Below are 19,446 nucleotides of genomic sequence, written 5' to 3' on the forward strand. Positions count from 1 at the left end.
TTTTAAACAACAAGGTAGAGCTAATTAAAAATTGGTAAAGTTACGATAATCATTAGTAAAAAAACAATTGTTAAATAGTTTAAAGAATATATAAACATCATATTCGCCCACTTTAAATCATCTTTGACAAAAAATCCTTTAAAACCTATGATTATCCACCCAATATTTAATAGCGTGGAAATTACTACGAATACCATACCTAGTGATGTCATAAAAAAAGGTAATGGTAATAAGCAAAGAGTATATATCACAATTTGTCGCTTAGTTATTTCAAATCCATAAACGACAGGTAACATTGGTACTCCAGCTTCTTTATAGTCTTCCGTCTTCTTCATCGCTAAAGATAGGAAATGTGGTGTCTGCCAAATAAACATAATTAAAAATAATACTAAAGGAATAATGTGGAATTCTGGACTTATAGCAGCCCATCCAATAAGTGGGGGCATAGCTCCAGAAAAACTACCAACAATCGTATTTAACGTTGTTTTTCTTTTAGACCACATTGTATAAAAGATGACATACACAATCCAACCAAAGAAAGCAAAAAGGGTCGCCTCTATCGTTGTAAAAGATAATAGAAGTAAACCAATAGTTGTGGTTACAAGTCCTATTATTAGTACGGATTTAAGCGAAAAGAATCCAGTTACCGTAGGACGATTTTTAGTTCGTTCCATTTTTGGATCAATATCTACATCGAACCAATTATTAACGATACAACCGCCCGCTATAACTAAAGCGCTTCCCAGTAGGGTCAAAGCTATAACATCCCAATGGTACTTAAGGGAAGAATCAGTAAAATAAATTGCTAACCATATTCCAGTAAAAGTAGTAATTAAATTGGAATTAATGATTCCAACCTTAATTAAGGCTTTTATTTCTGTAATTAATGTCTTGAATTTTTGTCTTGTAGATACTGTTGAATCTTGTATTATTTCTCTGTACGGCGCACCCGCTTTATTCATACACCCCTATACCCCCTTTATCACAATGTCAATGTTGTAAATTCTCGGAATCCATTAAAAAGGACGACTAATGAAATAATATCACGAAAAGATAAGATAATCCATAAACCCATACTGACTACTATCTTAGCACGGTGTACGCCTTGAAAGTGTGACAAAAATTCGAACTTTAGCAAAACATTGTGAATATTCAATGAAACTATGTATCCTTACTACTTATATACTGTATTAGCAATTATTCCCTAATCTATTTCTAGCAAACTCTAGACAATATTGCAAGGTTTTTTACATTTTACATAGTGAAAATAGGATTTTGTCGTGTTATATTAATGATGTAAGAGCTTTTATTGGATTATTTATGATGATAATATTAATATTAGGAGGATTGTATTTATACTATACATCACAAAGTGAGGCATACATATATTATGATGAAACTTTTGAAATGGTTATCTGTACTAGCGACGATTGGTATGCTGCTAGTATTACTAGGTGGAGCACTTGTAACAAAAACGGGATCTGAAGATGGTTGTGGAGACAGTTGGCCTTTATGTGAAGGACAACTAATACCTTCTGAGTCCCATTTCGAGATGATTATTGAATTAAGTCACAGATTAGTTTCAGGAGGAGTAGGAATTATAGTTGTTGCATTGGCAATTCTTGCTTGGAAACAATTCGGAACTATTCGTGAAGTGAAGTTTCTCTCCATTACTTCTGTTTTCGTTCTCCTATTACAAGCTCTAATTGGAGCAGCGGCAGTGATGTGGGGGCAGTCTGATTTTGTTTTAGCGGCTCATTTTGGTATTTCACTAATATCTTTTGCAGCAGTATTTCTACTAATGTTACTAATTTTTGAAATCGATAAGAAATGGGATACAAAAACGTTAGCTATACAGAAAAAAAATCGCATTGAAATTTACTTACTTACAGCTTATTCCCTCATAGTTGTTTATTCAGGAGCGTTAGTACGACATACAAGTTCAAATTTAGTATGTAGTAGCTGGCCATTCTGTAATAACAATGCGCCCTTTTCCTATACGGATTACAATTTCCAGCAATGGATACAAATGGGTCATCGTTTCATGGCAGGAATCTTATTTATATGGACCATTGCTCTATTTATCAAATTGATAAAACGTTATAGATCAAATCACGTCATGTACTGGGGTTCGATTATCACCATTTCTTTAATTACTTTACAAGTCTTTTTTGGCGCTATGATTATTTTTACTCTACTAAACCTTGCAGTTGCTTTAATGCATGCACTTGTTATATCTTGTTATTTTGGTATGTTAAGTTATTTTCTATTACTTTCTAGCAGAAGCGCCAAAGCAGAGAAAGTAAGGTTAAAAAAAGAAAACAATAAATATCAACAATCTGCAATTAAAACTTTATAAAGAAGACAACCATCAGTGGGGTTTCCTTCATCCCCCACTGATGGTTTGGCTCACAGCTATCCTCCCACCTACCTTCTTTATTTACCCTGAAGCATGAGGTGGGAGTCTTGCTGCCCTTTTAGGTGGAATAAAATAAGTAGAAAAGGAAGCGTTCCATTTGGAAGCTTCCTTTTCTACCTTTAGGATGTTGAACACATACTTTTATTCAAATTCTATTAGAAGATCGTCGACAGCTATGCTATCCCCTTTTCCAACATGAATTTCCTTAATAACTCCTCTAAATGGCGCTTGAATTGTTGTTTCCATTTTCATCGCTTCTGTTGTCAGTAAGTTATCACCTTTGTCAACATGATCTCCTTTTGAACAGCTAACCTCTAAAACCGTACCTGGCATTGTCGCACCAATTTGTTTTTCATTTCCTTTATCTACTTTAGCTCTTGTTGCGACAGAAGATTGTACATTTTCGTCTTTGATATTAATTTGTCTTGGTTGACCGTTTAACTCAAAGTATACAGTACGAGTCCCATCTGGTTCCGGTTGAGAAATAGAAATTAACCGAACAAAAAGGGTTTTTCCTTTTTCAATTTCTACTTCTATTTCTTCTCCTAAGTTCATTCCAAAAAAGAAAGTTGGAGTGTCTAACACGGACATATCACCATATTCTTCATAGAACTTTTGATAATCCATGAATACTTTAGGATAGAGGGCATAAGAAATCACATCGAAACTGGTTACTTGTCTGTTTAAAGTTTTAAATAAAGTATTTCTTATTTCTACAAAGTCAACTGGGTCTAATAATTCACCAGGCCTTACTGTAATTGGTTCCTTGCCTTTAAGAATAATTCTTTGTAATTCTTTAGGGAAACCTTGATATGGTTGACCAATCATTCCTTGTATAAATTCAATAACGGAATCAGGAAAATCAATTGACTCTCCACGTTCAAAAATATCATCTTCCGTTAAATTATTTTGTACCATAAATAAAGCCATATCTCCTATCACTTTTGAGGACGGTGTAACTTTCACTATGTCACCAAACATATCATTCACATTACGGTACATTGCTTTTACTTCATCCCAACGTTCTCCTAAACCAACAGCTATTGCTTGTTGCTGTAGGTTACTATATTGACCGCCAGGCATTTCGTGGAAATAAACTTCAGTGTGCGGAGCCTTCATACCATTTTCAAGGTCTGAATAATATCCACGAACACCTTCCCAATAAGTTGATAGTTTTTCATAGTTTTCTACATTAATTTTTGGCTGACGGTCTGTACCTTCAAGTGCATGATATAGGGTTTGTGCACTTGGTTGAGAAGTATGCCCAGCCATTGAACCAACTGCTACGTCTACAACATCAACTCCCGCTTGAATGGCACGTGCATAAGTATAGATACCGTTGCCGCTTGTATCATGTGTATGAAGATGAATAGGTAAATCCGTTGATTCTTTTAATGTAGATATTAATTGATACGCTGCCTCAGGTTTTAATAATCCCGCCATATCTTTAATACCTAGAATATGTGCTCCAGAAGCTTCAAGTTCTTTAGCCATATTTTTATAATAATCTAAATCATATTTTGTTCTACCTTTATCCAATATGTCACCTGTATAACATAAAGTAGCTTCAGCAATTTTATTATTTTCCCTAACGGATTCGATGGCTAAACGCATACCTTCTATCCAGTTTAAACTATCAAAAATACGGAATACATCTATTCCCGCACTAGAGCTCTTTTGAATGAATTCGCTGATCACATTATCTGGGTAGTTTTTGTATCCCACTGCATTACTTGCTCTTAATAACATTTGGAATAGAACATTCGGCATTTTCTCGCGCAGTTTTAATAATCTATGCCATGGATCTTCTTTTAAGAAACGGTAAGCCACATCGAATGTTGCCCCTCCCCACATTTCTACTGAGAACAAATTAGGCAATAATTTAGCGGTTGGTTCAGCAATATCCAACATGTCTTTTGTTCTAATTCTTGTTGCTAAAAGCGATTGATGAGCATCACGAAATGTAGTGTCTGTTAGCAACACTTCTTTTTGATCTTTCAACCATTTCGCCAGACCTTCTGGACCCTGCTCATCTAATATTTGTTTCGTTCCAAAAAATTCCTCGTTTGCATTTTTTACTTTTGGAATTTTCAACGCTGGATAGTTTGGTTTTTCTCTTCCACCTACACCATTTACTGTTGTATGTGCAATATACGAAAGCATTTTCGTTCCACGGTCTTTTCTTTTAGGGAAAACAAATAATTCAGGTGTATGATCAATAAACGTCGTGTCATATTCACCAGACAAGAAATTTTCATGCATAATTACATTTTCAAGGAAATGAATATTTGTTTTAATACCACGGATTCGGAATTCTTTTAAATTTCGAACCATTTTATGGGCAGCTTGCTCAAAAGTCAATGCGTGTGTAGAAACTTTCACAAGTAAAGAATCATAATAAGGGGAAATAACTGCACCTTGATAAGCATTACCGGCATCCAGTCTTACACCAAATCCCCCACCAGATCGATACGCCATAATTTTTCCAGTGTCAGGCATAAAATTATTTAACGGATCTTCTGTAGTGATACGTGATTGAATTGCATAACCATTAGTTCGGATCTCATCTTGTGGTGGAATACCAACCGTTTTACTGTTAATCTCGTAGCCTTGAGCAATTCTTACTTGAGTTTGTACGATATCAATACCAGTAATCATTTCCGTAATTGTATGTTCTACTTGAACGCGAGGATTAACCTCTATAAAATAAAATTCATTGTTCGTTACAAGAAATTCAACGGTTCCAGCATTAATGTAATTTACATTTTTCATTAATCGCACTGCAGCATCGCAAATTTCATGACGTAATTCTTCTGATAAGGATAAACTTGGAGCTACTTCTACTACTTTTTGATGGCGACGTTGTACTGAACAATCCCTTTCATATAGGTGAACAATATTTCCATGTTGATCTCCAATAATTTGAACTTCTATATGCTTTGGATTTTCAATTAATTTTTCTACGTAAATTTCATCATTACCAAATGCCGCTTTCGCCTCTGATTTAGCGCGTTCATAAGCTTCTTTGACACTTTTCTCATTCCGAACAATACGCATTCCACGTCCGCCACCACCAAGTGAAGCTTTGATGATAATTGGATACCCATGATTTTCTCCAAATTCAACTACTTCATCCAATGTTTGAACGGGACCATCACTACCAGGAATGACTGGGAGCCCTGCGTTTACAGCTTGTTCCCTTGCTTTAACTTTATCCCCAAACATGCTTAAATGTTCACTATTTGGTCCAATAAAGATTAGCCCTTCCTCTTCACATCTCTTAGCAAATTGTATGTTTTCCGATAAGAAACCATACCCAGGATGAATTGCATCTACATCCACTTTTTTGGCCAAAGCAATAATTCCCTCAATATCTAAATAAGCATCAATTGGTTTTTTACCTTCTCCGATTAAATACGCTTCGTCAGCCTTAAATCGATGGTAAGATCCAGTATCTTCTTTTGAGTAAATGGCCACTGTGCGAATATTTAATTCTGTACAAGCACGAAATACACGAATTGCTATTTCTCCACGGTTTGCAACTAATACTTTATTAATTCTTTTGATTTCTCCCATAATATACCTCCTGTTTATTTATGTTTAATAGTTGTTTGGTAACCATCCCTGTTAACAGACATCGCAATGTTGTTTAATATACCCATCGAAATTAACATCACTAACAGAGAAGATCCGCCATAACTTACAAATGGTAAAGGAACACCTGTTATAGGTAAAAGGCCACTAATTGCACCTAAATTAATAAAAGCTTGAATACCTACCATGGAAGATATTCCAATTGCAAGTAACGATCCAAAGCTATCACTACATTTTCTAGCTATAAATATACCTCGCAAAACAATGATAGCTAATAAACCGATTACGATAATAACACCTATAAGCCCTAACTCTTCTGCTACTATCGCCATGATAAAGTCCGTATGGGCTTCCATCAAATACCCTAATTTTTGAACACTCTGACCTAAACCAGTTCCTGTTAACCCACCTGTTCCAATTGCTATATAAGACTGAATTAAGTGGTATCCATCGGTATCAGGAGTTTGAAATGGCTGATAAGCTCCTGTGAATCTAGATAAGCGTTCCTCTGATACCATAAACGGAATGGTTAATAAGATTAATCCAACTCCGATGGCTATCAAAATGGACAAATGTTTCACCCTTATTCCTGAACTAAAAATGACGGAACATGCTATTAAGAAAATGATAGCAGCTGTTCCAATATCAGGTTGTAGAACGATTAAGCCTAAAATAATACCAGTCATTACTAATGGTGGTAATACTCCTCTGTAAAACTCATTAATGTAAGATTGTTTCTTAGAATATACTGATGCTAGATACATAATTAAAGCTAATTTTGCAAATTCTGCAGGTTGGAAACTGGCTGGTCCAAAGTTATACCATGATTTAGCATTATTTACTGTACTTCCAAAAAGGAATAATCCTAGTAGAAGAATAATTACTAAAATAATAATCAATTTCATTAATTTCTGATATTTTTTATATGGAAAAATCGAGGTAAATACAAATCCCAATAATCCAAAAGCAAACCAAATGGCTTGTCTAATCAAATAGTGATTACTCTTATAACCTTCTACAACCGCTGTAACCATACTAGCGCTATATATCATGACAAGTCCGAATGCTGCTAATACTAATGGGGCAATGATTAGTGTGTAATCATAATCTTTTATTCTTTTTATCATCTTACTACTCCCTATTAATCTATGTATTTTAAATAGTAGATGAAAATAGAAATATTTTTAATAGTTTACCACATGAATGTTATTTATGTAAAATCTATTGAAGAATAAAAATTTTCAACCTACTGTTTTATTAATTGTAAAGAAACAAAAAAACCTTGCCAATAACTATAATGTGGGCAAAGTTTTTGCGTTTTCTTTCTTAAATCTATGGAACAAAATAACTATAATGAATTTTGAGAAGCCTCATGGAGTATATTCAATTTTTTTTCCAAATTTTCCAGAAGTTCTTTTCCTTCATTCTCACTTATTAAGTCCAAACGTACTGCAAAATCAATTTCCCTTGAAAGACCAAACATTTGAGTATCCAAAACATCTTCATATACGGGACATTGTGGCATTGTTAAATTTTCTATCTGAACCTCTATAAGTCTTAAAATTTTTTCAGCATCAGCCTTAAGAAGAGCATGGGCTTTATCGCGGTGATTCACAGTAACCTCAGGCATCAAAATTATCCCCCCCGCTAGAGACTTTTCTTATATTATATTAAAGCTAGCACTCAAAAAATGCAAATAAAATAAAGTCTTCTTTTATGGTGAAAAATATAATTTTCTCTGCTATTCTTAATAAAGATACATAAATGAAGGGGAGAGAACAAAATGATCGTACCAATTATAGGAAATGTTTCCTATTCCATTACTTTAGATCCAACTGTTTGGATTTTTGACGAACGAAAAGTATTGCTCGATGAAGCATTTACGAAAAATACTAAATCAGAGGAAGATATCCCTAATACCCAAAAGTTAGCCGAGAGATATAACAGAGAAGTATTTCAGTCAAATGCGAAAGTACCTCCTGTTAATAAGGGCCTGACCAAAAAGGAAGGTGAAGAAATACTTAAAAATTCCTATGTTATGCCTCTTTACGATTTCGTAAAAAATGCGGAAATTAATGATTCTGCAAAAAGTGCCACTTTTCTATCTGAGGATAATCAAGAGTTAGTAACTATCGATATAGATCAACTAGTAAATGGTTATTTTTTATTTGCTATTGATGGTAAGCCAATTAAAAAAGATGGACCTGTTTACTTTATCTATGGTAATGGAATGAATAAAAATGATCCTATTAAAAACATTAAAAAAATAAAAATTAATTAATTGTTATAAAAGTTGCTATATGTATAGCAGCTTTTTTGCATTAGGGATTGTTTAAAAGTTAGTAAAGTTTTTTGAAATAGCAAGATTTTTCATGTACCGAGTATAAATTATTTTATTCCATCCAAAATAAGCATAACGCAAGATTGAGGAGGAATGAAATGATTATAAATAGAAAGTTCATTTTAATTATTTCGCTTTTAACGATGTTCATTTTCTCGGGATGTGCTGGACAAAATGACGAAAGCTCTTTAGAATCAAGGAAAACAAATGATCAATTTGTGCAAGTAAAAAACTCAAGCCCACATGATTTACAAGATTTATCAAATGCAGAAATAGCAACACATTTATCAAATGTTGCTAGCAGAGTTCCGGACGTTAACGATGCAACGACAGTTGTTGCAGGTCCATATGCGGTAGTGGGAATAGATGTAGATAAAGATTTAGATCGATCGCGAGTTGGAACAATTAAATATACTGTTTTGGAGTCTTTATATCATGATCCTTACGGAAAAACAGCTGTAGTTGTTGCTGATGCAGATGTTACAGAGAGGTTAAAAGGTATAGCCGAGAAAATAAGACAAGGTCACCCTGTTCAAGGATTTGTCGATGAACTATCAGCAATCGTTGGTAGATATATGCCTAATGTTCCTATAAGAGACGATGTACCAGAGGAACCTGATCAAAACAAAGAAAATATTCCTGAAGACGAACAACAACAATTAGAAGAAATTGAAAAAGAACAATCTAATCATAATCTAAACAAATAGAGGGTTGGCATTCGCTATTAGGTGAGCGAATGCCTTTTTTATACTAAACTAAAGAAAAGTTAACTCCCCTCTTTAGTCGTTTTTATTTTCATTATAGTAGTGGACTCCAAATTGAGAACCCTCAGAAACCATTTTTGAATTTTCTAGTTGGGTTTCATTAACAATTGGCGATTGATCAGGAACACCAGCATTCTCAAAAGTTGAATTACTATCCCTATCACTATTTTGATAACCTTTTAAGTAGCATTGAACAGCAATCACTCCAATTGCTGCACCCATTATTCCTAACGCTGTATACATAAAAATTTTTTTCATATTATCACCTCCGAGTCTCTTTATTAGTATATACCCCCATTTTCATTCTAAAAACATTGTATTTTTATGATATAATAAAGAGGATTTCTACTAACAATTTGTCTAAGGTGAAAATTCATCCCACCCTGCAAAATTTATGGATTGGTTTGAGGTGAGAATATGCAGGTTAAATGTACTTTATGTGATAAAATAGATAGCCTACAAGATAATACCAAAGAAGCTAAAAAACTAAGAAATCGTAGAACCTATATGTATTTATGTCCAGATTGCCGTGAAAGAATAGATAAAAAGACAAAAGAACGTCATGCCACGGGAAGATTTTATCTATTTGAAGAAAATAAACAACATGACCCTTTCATTTAAATATAGAAAAAGCGCCTTTGATCAGGCGCTTTTTCTATATTTAAGAAGCATTTTCTTTTTTAGCTCTACGCTGAAAGTGAAGTCTAGTACGATAAATCGCTAACACTAAATTAATGACTATCAAGCTTTCAACACTAGGCATTCTCATGACCGTACTGAATATCGTCAGAATATATACACCGACTAATAAAAGTATGTACACAATAACGGATTGTAGAAGCGGTAATTTTCTAGCAAAGCCTAATTTATATGCTATAACGGAAAGAATTAAATTTAGTACATAAAATATCCAAAATATGTTTTCAACCCCATATTGGTTCAGTACCATATCAAATACAAAAAAACTAAAATTATCCATCTGTCTCCCCCACTTTAACGTTCATACCTTTACTATCTTATCATACTAAACCTTTAATAATCATGCTAGTAGAAAGTGAATTTAATAAGGATATTGAGTTGGGCGCAAAGCTCGTCTTTAGTCGGCCTTCCTTTAACTTCTACGTTGCCAACGTCCTTTGGGTAACGTAGAAGTTTTTTTATTCTCTTTTTTGACACATCGTATAGAAAGTGGATTTTTGAAAATTATAATGATTTAAGTTATAATAGAAACGAAATAGAGGTGTCTTGATGGAAAATATTAACGGAAAAATGTTGACGCTAGCATTATTGGTTGTAGCATCATTTATAGGAGCTGCTATTTCGATTACCTATCGAAATATATGGGTTATACTTTTATTTATTTTATTGGGATTTATTATAATGGGATACGGCCTATCGTTAAAAAGGAAGGAAAAAAGTGACGTAAAATAGTCACTTCCTTCCTTCTTTTATAAATTGGATAATTTGGTAGTGGAGAGCTTGATTACTTGCTACCACTGTACTTTTATTTAACATATCCAAAGGTGTTCCATCTACATTGGTAGTCACTACTCCTACTTCTCCAGCAATTACCATTCCTCCAGCAACGTCCCATGGTGCTAAACCTAAAGAAAGGTAGCCATTCGTTATACCTTCAGCTAAATAAGCGAAATCTAAAGCAGCTGAACCATATGTCCTTGTTCCTCTTACATGTTTTACAAATTTTTGCATGGTTTCTACTTCTACTGTCAAATTATTACAGAGCCAAAAATGATTCATTCCAACTATTGCCTTTTCTAAAACTACTTCCTTATTAAGAGGTTCTAATTTTGTATCATTCTTATATGCTCCTTGATTTCTTTTTGCATGATATAAAACATCATTCATAACATCGTATACAAAGCCAATTTCACCAACACCATCATGAAAAATTCCTATCGAGATAGCAAAATTACGTTTTTGATGTACAAAGTTCATAGTCCCATCAATGGGATCTATTATCCAAACTGTTCCATCCAAGTTAGTTAATTCATCGCCATAGCCTTCCTCACCGATAATAGAATGATTAGGATAAGTCCCTTTTATCTTAGAAACAAAAAATAATTCTGTTTCCTTGTCCATTGTAGTAACAAGATCATTTGGGTTTGATTTAGTATCAATAGTTAATGGATTATTAATTTTGCTACGAATATTTTCCCCGGCTTCTTCTACCCATTTTTTTGCATTTGTGTAAATTTCTTCAAGCATCTCATGGTTCATAGTAAATCCTCCATTTTTACAATATACGTTTATTGTATCAAAACCAAGGAGTCAAGTCATCAAGTCCACTTGATAGAAAAAAACAATAAAGAATACCTGGCAGATTGAAAAACATATACTTTCTTCCAACATAGGTATAACTAAGGCATTCGCTAAAGCCTAATAGCGAATGCCTAGTTTTCTAGTACTTTTTTATTTCCGTTAATTGTTTTACCAAAAATGTTAATCGTTCTTTTGACTTTATAATTTGCACTTGGTCATCTTCTTGAATAGCATCATAAAGTGTCATTAGCTCGTAATCAATTTCCATTTTTATAACCGGCAATTTTTCTTTTGCTTCTTCTCTCTTAATAATTTCCATCACGAACTTCAAAAGAGCCTCTCCCTTCAGTTAATTTATTAGCTCCATTAACTTCCGACTTTATATATTTTATGTCTAAGATGATAATTGGTTCGTTTAATTTTCAGAAGAGGATGGTTATAATAAGTATTTCCTCTAGTTGTCTTAGGAAACTTCTGTTTCGAAATTTGCGATACTTGACTTCATTATATGATTACTTAATAATAATTATTATAATAAAGTGAAACCTATTCAAAAGTTGTTGATTGTAATTTAATCGAATGAATATTTAATTTATTGGAAGGATGATTAAAATGTCATTACAAGGATTTAACAAAGAAGACTTTGAAACATTTCATATTGACGGCTTAGATTCTAGAATGGAAGCAATTCAAAACCGAATACAGCCGAAATTTCAATTAATTGGTAGTCAATTAGTTGACGTTCTTTCAGCCGAATTGGGAAATGAAATGTTTTTGCATATCGCCAAGCATGCTAGAAGGACGGTAAACCCGCCACAAGATACCTGGTTAGCCATAGGAAATAATAAAAGGGGGTATAAAAAACACCCTCATTTTCAATTAGGACTATTTGATGATCATCTATTTGTTTGGCTTGCTTTTATTTACGAACTTCCAAATAAAGAGAAGATTGCACAATCATTTATCAACCAATTTGAAGATTTGAAGAAACTCCCAAACGATTATGTAATTTCGTTAGATCATACAAAAAAAGAATCTTTTCCTATTACTGAACTAGATATAAAACATCTTGAGAGATTTCGAGATGTAAAAAAGGGTGAATTTTTAATTGGGAAGCACCTTTCTCCAGATGATGAACGGGTTAGAAATGGGGAAAAATTATTCAAATTTACGAAAGAAACCTATGAAGATTTAATTCCTTTTTATCAATCCTCGCTACAAACACATTAATGTGAAAAGGGAGCTGTATAGCAGCCCCCTCTCACTTCCATTTATTTACAACTTGTTCTGCTTCTTTTATAATACCTTGTATAAGTTCATCAACCGTTGGTATATCTTTAATTCTTATGGCAGACTGACCTGCCCATCCAAAACCATTTTCATTGTCCCCATCATAAATAAAGCGTTTATTTGCTTTACCACTAATATAATCTTTAAGTGACTCATATCCATCATTATGTTCTTCTATCTCTAAAATTTTATCCGTCCAATTATTTTTTAGTGCTCTTGCTGGGGCACCTATTGACCGTTTAATAACAACTGTGCTATTATCATCTGCTTGCAAAATAGCTTGTTTGTACCGCTCATGAGCATGAACACATTCTTTCGTTGCAATAAACCTTGTCCCCATCTCTATTCCTTCTGCTCCAAGACTTAAAGCTGCCATTAATCCTCTTCCGTCCACAATGCCACCAGATGAAACAACAGGTATAGATACATGATCCACTACATCTGGAGTTAACACAAGTGTTCCTGTATCACTACGCCCAAGATGGCCACCACCTTCTTGGCCAACTACCATCACGGCATCTGCACCTAATTCTTCTGCTTTTTTAGCCTGCCGTTTCGCCGCCACTAATACTAATGTTTTAATATTGTGACCCTTAACCATATCAAGGAGCTCGTTTGGATTTCCCCCTGTGACAGAAATAACCGGAACTTTTTCTGAAATTGCGACATCTACCATGTGATCGAAACGTCTTCCATGTTGTCCAATAGCAAAATTGACTCCAAAAGGCTTATCTGTAAGTGTTTTAACTTTTTGAATTTCTTTACGTAATTCTTCTGGGCTACCCAAACTCATTGCAGTTATTTGCCCTAATCCCCCAGCATTAGATACAGCTGCAGCTAAATCCGAATAAGCCAGGTAAGCTAAGCCTCCTTGAATAATTGGATATTCTATATTTAATAATTCTGTAAGCCGGGTTTGAAACTTCATGCCTATTCCCCCTCGTATTTTTAATCTATATAAATTTTAACATTTTTATTTAGATACCTGCTAACACTATAACTTTACTGTACAAAAATTAAATTACTAATTCTGCTATAATACCTTAGTTACAAATGAAAAAATGTGTTTTCAACCATGAAGGTAAATATTAATTATATGTAAAAAATAAACGGGACGGCCTACCTGTACAAAGATTACAAAAATGAAACACTGGAATCATTTCGTGTGATAAAAAAGTGAAAGCCTATTAATTAAGATTAATTAGTAACGAGGGGATCACTAAATAAAATTCCTTCGTTTTAACTTGAACGGTGTAAATATTCACAATAAAATACACCCATTAAACAATGAGTGTAAGAATTTTTATTATAAAAATGCTCTCTTTGCAAAAATATTTATTTATTGCATGTAGGACATGTACTATAAAGAGTTGTTACCTTTTCTTCTTCGTATGTTTCAATAACCTTTTCACATTCTTTACAAACGATTGTACCCATTTAAGCCATCTCCCTTTCCTTTATGTTATACCTTATGTACATTATAATATGTCACATTACCGCGGTCAAGACTAAATAGTATGACATAATTATTTTTTTGATCATTATCCCTTTTCCTTAATGAATTTTTTTGGGGATTTATGGAATTATCTTTTATTGCAATTTTATATTTTTTTATGCATTTCATTTTACAACTCACCTAAAAAACATGTACATTAGTCAAGGTGCAATCTTTAATTTGACTGAATCGGATTAGTAAAATACGGGTAAAGTAAGTACAGATATGAATAAGGAGAGGAATTGAATGAAAAAAAGAAGTATAACGAAGGTTTTTTATATATCCGTAATTATCGTAGCCTTATTTATTATTTGGGGTGTTATTCCCCAAGAAACATTACCAAAGGGAAATTTAAATCATGTTACATCTATTATACAAGCATTTCTCGTTGATCAATTTGGTTGGTTCTATTTAATTAGTGCAACAGCATTTTTAGTGTTCGCTATTTATTTAATCTTTTCTAAATATGGAAAGATTAAATTAGGTAGACCAGAGGATAAACCAGAATTTTCTTATTTAACTTGGTTTGCCATGTTATTTAGTGCTGGTATGGGAATTGGTTTAGTCTTTTGGGGGGCTGCTGAGCCACTTTCTCACTTTTATAACCCACCGTATGGAGAAGGTGGAACGATTGATGCAGCACATACAGCAATGAAATATAGTTTCTTACACTGGGGAATTCATCCTTGGGCAATTTATGCTACAGTGGCTTTAGCTTTAGCCTACTTTAAATTCAGAAAGCAATCGCCCGCTGTTGTAAGTTCAGTATTAGAGCCAATATTTGGGGACCGAATCAAAGGAACTTTGGGTACCGTTATTGATACGATTGTTGTATTTGCCACAGTATTTGGTGTAGCTACTTCTTTAGGATTTGGTGCTATACAAATAAGTGGTGGTTTATCATATGTATTTGGAATCGATCAAACTATCTTTTTAGAATTAATAATTATTCTCATTGTTACTGTACTATTCATGGCATCTGCTTTAAGTGGGCTTGGTAGAGGAATCAAATATTTAAGTAATCTTAATTTAATCCTTGCATTTCTTCTACTAGTATTTATTCTTATACTTGGTCCAACAAATTTTATTTTAAATTTCTTTACAACAACATTAGGTAGTTACATTCAAGATTTACCAAGTATGAGCTTACGAATGTCTCCCTTTAATGAAGAAAACATGGCCTGGACAAATGATTGGACACTCTTTTACTGGGCATGGTGGATAGCATGGGCACCGTTTGTTGGTACTTTTATCGCTCGCGTTTCCCGTGGTAGAACAATAAGGGAGTTTATTTTAGGAGTTTTATTAGTCCCAACAATTTTAGGTGCATTGTGGTTTACCGTTTTTGGAGGCACAGCTATACACTTAGATTTCTTTCAGGGAACAAATATCATAGAAGAAATTAATACCAGTGGTGAAGAAGTCGCTTTATTTGCGGTGCTTGAAAACCTTCCTTTAGAAACGTTTATATCCATATTAGGTATTATTTTAATCGCCATATTCTTTATAACATCGGCGGATTCTGCAACATTAGTTCTGGGTATGCAAACAACAGGCGGAAACTTAGATCCATCCAATAAAGTGAAATTTACTTGGGGAGTTATTCAATCAGCAACTGCAGCTGTACTTCTGTGGCAAGGTGGTCTTGGTGCATTACAAACCGCATCAATAATAGCTGCTTTTCCTTTTTCAATCATTATGATATTAATTGTAATTTCTTTGATTAAAGCTTTTAATGAAGAAGCAGAGATTATAGAATTGTCTAGAAAGAAAAAATTTATTAGAGAAATTAAAAAGAATATGAAATAAAAAATGGGACAAAATCTAGTGAGTTTATAATAAGCGTGGCACCACTCAATATATTGAGGAAGTGCCACGCTTTTATTTTATGCTTAAAGAGTTTGTTCAAAAACACTTTTAGTCGGCCTTCCCCAAAGAAGTTCGTTGCCAATAGTGGAATTTACTATGTCCGCAAACGTCCTGTGGACAACATAGAAGTCGGCACATCCTATGCAGGTTCGCTATTCACGTATACGTTTCTTGGAAAAGAAGTACACTTTTTATCTAGAAATACGGAATCGGAGAGGCTTTTTTTAGGACCACACCGAACTGCAACGCACAGGAAGCGAATTAAAGAAGACTAACTAGCTTTTACGGCTAACGCCGGGTTTACCCCTATGTAGGGCAGCGTTGCAATAGAACGTTGCATATTTGGCCGACCTTAGTCCATTTCATCTTCCTTTTACACACAATTAATGTGAAACCATTCCTTAAATTTTTAAAGGTTGATTTACATAAGGGTCAAATAATAGATATTTTCTTATTAAAGCAAAGAAAAATGGTTCTGATCATTGCCTTACGATGAATCAGAACCATTTTAGGTCATTTTGACTAATTATGTTTCATTAATTACATAATATGGATTGGAGTTCCAAGTACTACTTCAGCAGCTTCCATTGTTATTTCACCTAAAGTTGGATGAGCGTGGATAGTTAACGCTAAATCCTCAGCAGTCATACCAGCTTCTACTGCAAGTCCAATTTCAGAAATCATATCACTTGCATTAGGTCCAGCAATCTGACCTCCAAGAACTAATCCATCTTCTTTACGAGTTACCAATTTCAAGAAACCATCTGTACTATTTAAAGACAACGCACGTCCATTAGCAGCAAATGGGAATTTACCAACTTTAACATCATAACCTTGTTCTTTTGCTTCATCTTCAGAAAGACCAACAGAAGCTAGTTCTGGTTCTACGAATGCAACAGCAGGCATACCGATATAGTCTACTTCGGATTTTTCTCCACTAATTGCCTCTGCAGCTACTTTTCCTTCATAGGAAGCTTTATGTGCTAATGGTGAACCTGGTACAATATCACCAATTGCATATATGTTGCTTACATTCGTACGACATTGTTTATCAACTTTAATAAGACCTCTATCAGTTAGTTCAATACCAAGTTGTTCTAAACCAATTTCGTCAGTATTTGGACGACGACCAACAGTTACTAATACATAATCAGCTTCAATTGTTTCTTCTTTTCCATTAGCTTCATACGTAACTTTAACGCCGTCTTTTGTTTCTTCAACACCTTTAGCCATAGCTTCAGTGATAATGTTAGCACCTTTTTTCTTCAAGCCTTTTTTAACAACTTGTGTCATAGACTTTTCAAATCCACCTAAGATATCTTTAGCACCTTCAAGGAATGTAACTTCAGTACCAAAGTTTAGATATGCAGTACCTAATTCACTGCCGATATATCCAGCACCAATAACTACTAACTTCTTAGGAATTTCTTTTAAGCTTAAAGCACCAGTTGAATCAAGAACACGTTCAGAAAACTTAAAGCTTGGGATTTCAATTGGTCGAGATCCTGTTGCAATAATACAGTTGTTGAATTTATATGTTTGAGAGCTCTTCTCATCCATAATTTTAGCTGTGTTAGAGTCTACGAAATAAACTTCACCTTTAACGATATCAACTTTATTTCCTTTAAGAAGACCTTGAACACCAGATGTTAATTTATTGACTACAGTACCTTTCCATTCTTGTACTTTAGTAAAATCAACATCCACATTTTTAGTTGTAATACCGATCTCTGCATTGCCGTTAGCATTTTCAACCATATGGCCAGCTTGAATTAGAGCTTTTGAAGGAATACATCCAACATTTAGACAAACCCCACCAAGTGCACCTTTGTCAGCAATTGTAACTTTTTGTCCTAATTGAGCAGCACGAATAGCAGCAACATATCCCCCAGGACCCGCTCCTACTACTAAAGTATCTACTTCTATCGGAAAATCTCCTACTACCATTTTTACCTACGCCTCCATCATGATTAATTGTGGATCATTTAATAAACGTTTCATTTGGTTAAGAGCATTTTGAGCTGTTGCACCATCGATAATACGGTGGTCAAATGATAGAGATAATGCTAGTACTGGTGCAATTGCAACCTCACCATTTTTGACAACTGGTTTTTCCGCAATACGACCGATACCTAAAATGGCTACCTCAGGTTGGTTAATAACTGGAGTAAACCATTGTCCACCAGCAGAACCAATATTAGTGATTGTGCTAGAAGCCCCTTTCATCTCCCCAGGTGCTAGTTTACCACTTCTTGCCTTATCTGCCAATTCATTAATTTCCTGAGAAATTTCAAAAATAGATTTTCTGTCAGCATTTTTAACAACTGGAACTAGAAGACCTTTTTCTGTATCAGCTGCAATTCCCACATTATAATAATGTTTTTGAATAATTTCATCAGTAGTATTATCAATAGATGCATTTAAGCTTGGATATTGTTTTAATGCAGATACTAATGCTTTTACTACATATGGCAAGTAAGTTAGCTTAATACCTTGATCCATTGCAACTTGTTTGAATTTCTTACGATGTGCTACAAGTTCTGTAACATCTACCTCGTCTAATAATGTAACATGAGGTGCAGTATGTTTAGAGTTAACCATCGCTTTCGAAATAGCTTTTCTAATACCAGACATTTTTTCACGAGTTTCTGGGAATTCTTCACCAGCTGGTACATATGGTTTAGCTTCTTCTTTTTCAGCTTTAGCAGTTTCTTGAGCATTTGTTGAAGCTTGAGCTGATGTTGCTGCTTGACCACCATTTAAGAATGCATCGATATCTTCTTTTAATATACGTCCATTTTTACCAGATCCAGCAACTTCTTTAACATTAACACCTTTTTCACGAGCGTATTTTCTTACAGATGGCATTGCAATCACACGTTTGCCATCATCATTTGAGCTGGCAGCACTTGTATTATTAGCTTGTGGTTTATTAGTTTCCGCTGAAGAATCTGCTGAAGTTTCTGCTGATTCATATCCTTCCGCTTCAAAAGTAACAAATATATTACCTACTGTTGCTACTTCTCCTTCTCCTACATGAATTTTTTGAACAGTTCCATCTACTGGGGAAGGAATTTCAACAACTGCTTTATCGTTTTGTACTTCACATAAAACGTCGTCTTCTTTTACTGTGTCGCCTTCTTTAAAGAACCATTTAACAATTTCACCTTCTGCAATTCCTTCTCCAATATCAGGGAATTTAAATTCGAAGGTTCCTTTACTTGAACCAGTGGATTCTGATTGAGCTTGAGAATCAGTTTCTTCTCCACCTTCATATCCTTCTGCATCGAAAGTAACAAATATATTACCTACTGTTGCTACTTCTCCTTCTCCTACATGAATTTTTTGAACAGTTCCATCTACTGGGGAAGGAATTTCAACAACTGCTTTATCA

19 protein-coding genes (1 of these 19 only partly in view) are annotated in these 19,446 nt (G+C 34.2%); 7 read left to right on the forward strand and 12 right to left on the reverse strand.

Translation table 11 applies throughout. From position 1 onward, the window contains the following. Positions 1-20 precede the first annotated feature (20 nt). Positions 21-962: a heme o synthase gene (gene cyoE / locus KM885_RS12820; protein WP_060668685.1), complete on the reverse strand. Its 942-nt coding sequence runs from the start codon at positions 960-962 to the stop codon at positions 21-23. A gap of 428 nt (positions 963-1,390) precedes the next feature. On the opposite strand from cyoE, the gene KM885_RS12825 reads away from it, so the two are divergent. Next, positions 1,391-2,359: a COX15/CtaA family protein gene (locus KM885_RS12825; RefSeq protein WP_047186420.1), complete on the forward strand. Its 969-nt coding sequence runs from the start codon at positions 1,391-1,393 to the stop codon at positions 2,357-2,359. Positions 2,360-2,560: 201 nt separating this feature from the next. Here the strand turns inward: KM885_RS12825 and pyc are convergent, their stop codons facing one another. From pyc to KM885_RS12840, 3 genes are all read right to left on the reverse strand, one after another. Next, positions 2,561-5,995: a pyruvate carboxylase gene (gene pyc, locus KM885_RS12830; RefSeq protein ID WP_216884104.1), complete on the reverse strand. Its 3,435-nt coding sequence runs from the start codon at positions 5,993-5,995 to the stop codon at positions 2,561-2,563. Positions 5,996-6,009: 14 nt separating this feature from the next. After that, a complete protein-coding gene (ftsW, locus tag KM885_RS12835) occupies positions 6,010-7,140 on the reverse strand; it encodes a putative lipid II flippase FtsW (protein ID WP_047186398.1) in 1,131 nt (376 codons plus the stop codon). Between the two features lie 221 nt (positions 7,141-7,361). After that, entirely contained in the window at positions 7,362-7,643 is a 282-nt protein-coding gene (locus KM885_RS12840; RefSeq protein ID WP_047186399.1) for an Fpa/YlaN family protein, read from the reverse strand. Positions 7,644-7,796: 153 nt separating this feature from the next. Here KM885_RS12840 and KM885_RS12845 point away from each other — a divergent pair, with 153 nt between their 5' ends. Next, on the forward strand, positions 7,797-8,294 hold the full coding sequence (locus KM885_RS12845; RefSeq protein WP_047186400.1) for a hypothetical protein: 498 nt from the start codon (positions 7,797-7,799) through the stop codon (positions 8,292-8,294). A 158-nt stretch (positions 8,295-8,452) separates the two neighbouring features. Further along, positions 8,453-9,061 (forward strand): YhcN/YlaJ family sporulation lipoprotein, encoded by a 609-nt coding sequence (locus tag KM885_RS12850; protein WP_060668681.1) that lies wholly within the window; start codon positions 8,453-8,455, stop codon positions 9,059-9,061. A 72-nt stretch (positions 9,062-9,133) separates the two neighbouring features. Here the strand turns inward: KM885_RS12850 and KM885_RS12855 are convergent, their stop codons facing one another. Beyond that, positions 9,134-9,376, reverse strand: a complete 243-nt coding sequence (locus KM885_RS12855) for a hypothetical protein (RefSeq protein ID WP_047186402.1) — start codon at positions 9,374-9,376, stop codon at positions 9,134-9,136. 159 nt (positions 9,377-9,535) lie between these two features. Here KM885_RS12855 and KM885_RS12860 point away from each other — a divergent pair, with 159 nt between their 5' ends. Further along, a complete protein-coding gene (locus tag KM885_RS12860) occupies positions 9,536-9,739 on the forward strand; it encodes a YlaI family protein (RefSeq protein ID WP_047186403.1) in 204 nt (67 codons plus the stop codon). Positions 9,740-9,779: 40 nt separating this feature from the next. Here KM885_RS12860 and KM885_RS12865 read toward each other — a convergent pair whose 3' ends face one another. Next, positions 9,780-10,097, reverse strand: coding sequence for a YlaH-like family protein (locus KM885_RS12865; protein ID WP_047186404.1), 318 nt, complete (start codon positions 10,095-10,097; stop codon positions 9,780-9,782). A gap of 269 nt (positions 10,098-10,366) precedes the next feature. Here KM885_RS12865 and KM885_RS12870 point away from each other — a divergent pair, with 269 nt between their 5' ends. Then, positions 10,367-10,549 carry a DUF5325 family protein gene (locus KM885_RS12870; RefSeq protein WP_047186405.1) on the forward strand — a complete coding sequence of 61 codons (183 nt, stop codon included), beginning with the start codon at positions 10,367-10,369 and terminating at the stop codon, positions 10,547-10,549. Here the strand turns inward: KM885_RS12870 and KM885_RS12875 are convergent, their stop codons facing one another. Both KM885_RS12875 and KM885_RS12880 read right to left on the reverse strand, forming a co-directional pair. After that, the gene (locus KM885_RS12875) at positions 10,550-11,356 is read right to left on the reverse strand and encodes an inositol monophosphatase family protein (RefSeq protein WP_145523576.1); all 807 of its coding nucleotides are present in this window, start codon (positions 11,354-11,356) and stop codon (positions 10,550-10,552) included. It abuts the gene before it with no gap. 181 nt (positions 11,357-11,537) lie between these two features. Continuing rightward, complete coding sequence (locus KM885_RS12880; RefSeq protein WP_370447413.1) at positions 11,538-11,720, reverse strand: hypothetical protein; 183 nt, start codon at positions 11,718-11,720, stop codon at positions 11,538-11,540. 290 nt (positions 11,721-12,010) lie between these two features. Between KM885_RS12880 and KM885_RS12885 the strand changes: the two genes are divergently transcribed. Continuing rightward, positions 12,011-12,628, forward strand: coding sequence for a YktB family protein (locus KM885_RS12885; RefSeq protein ID WP_060668678.1), 618 nt, complete (start codon positions 12,011-12,013; stop codon positions 12,626-12,628). A 31-nt stretch (positions 12,629-12,659) separates the two neighbouring features. On the opposite strand, the gene KM885_RS12890 is transcribed toward KM885_RS12885, so the two are convergent. Further along, on the reverse strand, positions 12,660-13,616 hold the full coding sequence (locus KM885_RS12890) for an NAD(P)H-dependent flavin oxidoreductase (protein WP_060668677.1): 957 nt from the start codon (positions 13,614-13,616) through the stop codon (positions 12,660-12,662). Between the two features lie 407 nt (positions 13,617-14,023). Then, positions 14,024-14,125, reverse strand: coding sequence for a GapA-binding peptide SR1P (locus tag KM885_RS12895; protein ID WP_084824116.1), 102 nt, complete (start codon positions 14,123-14,125; stop codon positions 14,024-14,026). Positions 14,126-14,429: 304 nt separating this feature from the next. Between KM885_RS12895 and KM885_RS12900 the strand changes: the two genes are divergently transcribed. Further along, the gene (locus KM885_RS12900; RefSeq protein WP_047186410.1) at positions 14,430-15,992 is read left to right on the forward strand and encodes a glycine betaine uptake BCCT transporter; all 1,563 of its coding nucleotides are present in this window, start codon (positions 14,430-14,432) and stop codon (positions 15,990-15,992) included. A 600-nt stretch (positions 15,993-16,592) separates the two neighbouring features. Here KM885_RS12900 and lpdA read toward each other — a convergent pair. Together lpdA and KM885_RS12910 are read right to left on the reverse strand one after the other, a co-directional pair. Beyond that, positions 16,593-17,999 (reverse strand): dihydrolipoyl dehydrogenase, encoded by a 1,407-nt coding sequence (lpdA, locus tag KM885_RS12905; RefSeq protein ID WP_216884105.1) that lies wholly within the window; start codon positions 17,997-17,999, stop codon positions 16,593-16,595. Positions 18,000-18,005: 6 nt separating this feature from the next. Further along, positions 18,006-19,446, reverse strand: partial view of a dihydrolipoyllysine-residue acetyltransferase gene (locus KM885_RS12910; protein WP_216884106.1) — the 3' portion only. It continues 209 nt past the right edge of the window; the window shows 1,441 of its 1,650 coding nt (coding positions 210-1,650); its start codon lies off the right edge, out of view; the stop codon is at positions 18,006-18,008.

This window comes from Oceanobacillus caeni (assembly GCF_019037185.1).
In the GTDB taxonomy this organism is placed as follows: domain Bacteria; phylum Bacillota; class Bacilli; order Bacillales; family Amphibacillaceae; genus Oceanobacillus; species Oceanobacillus caeni.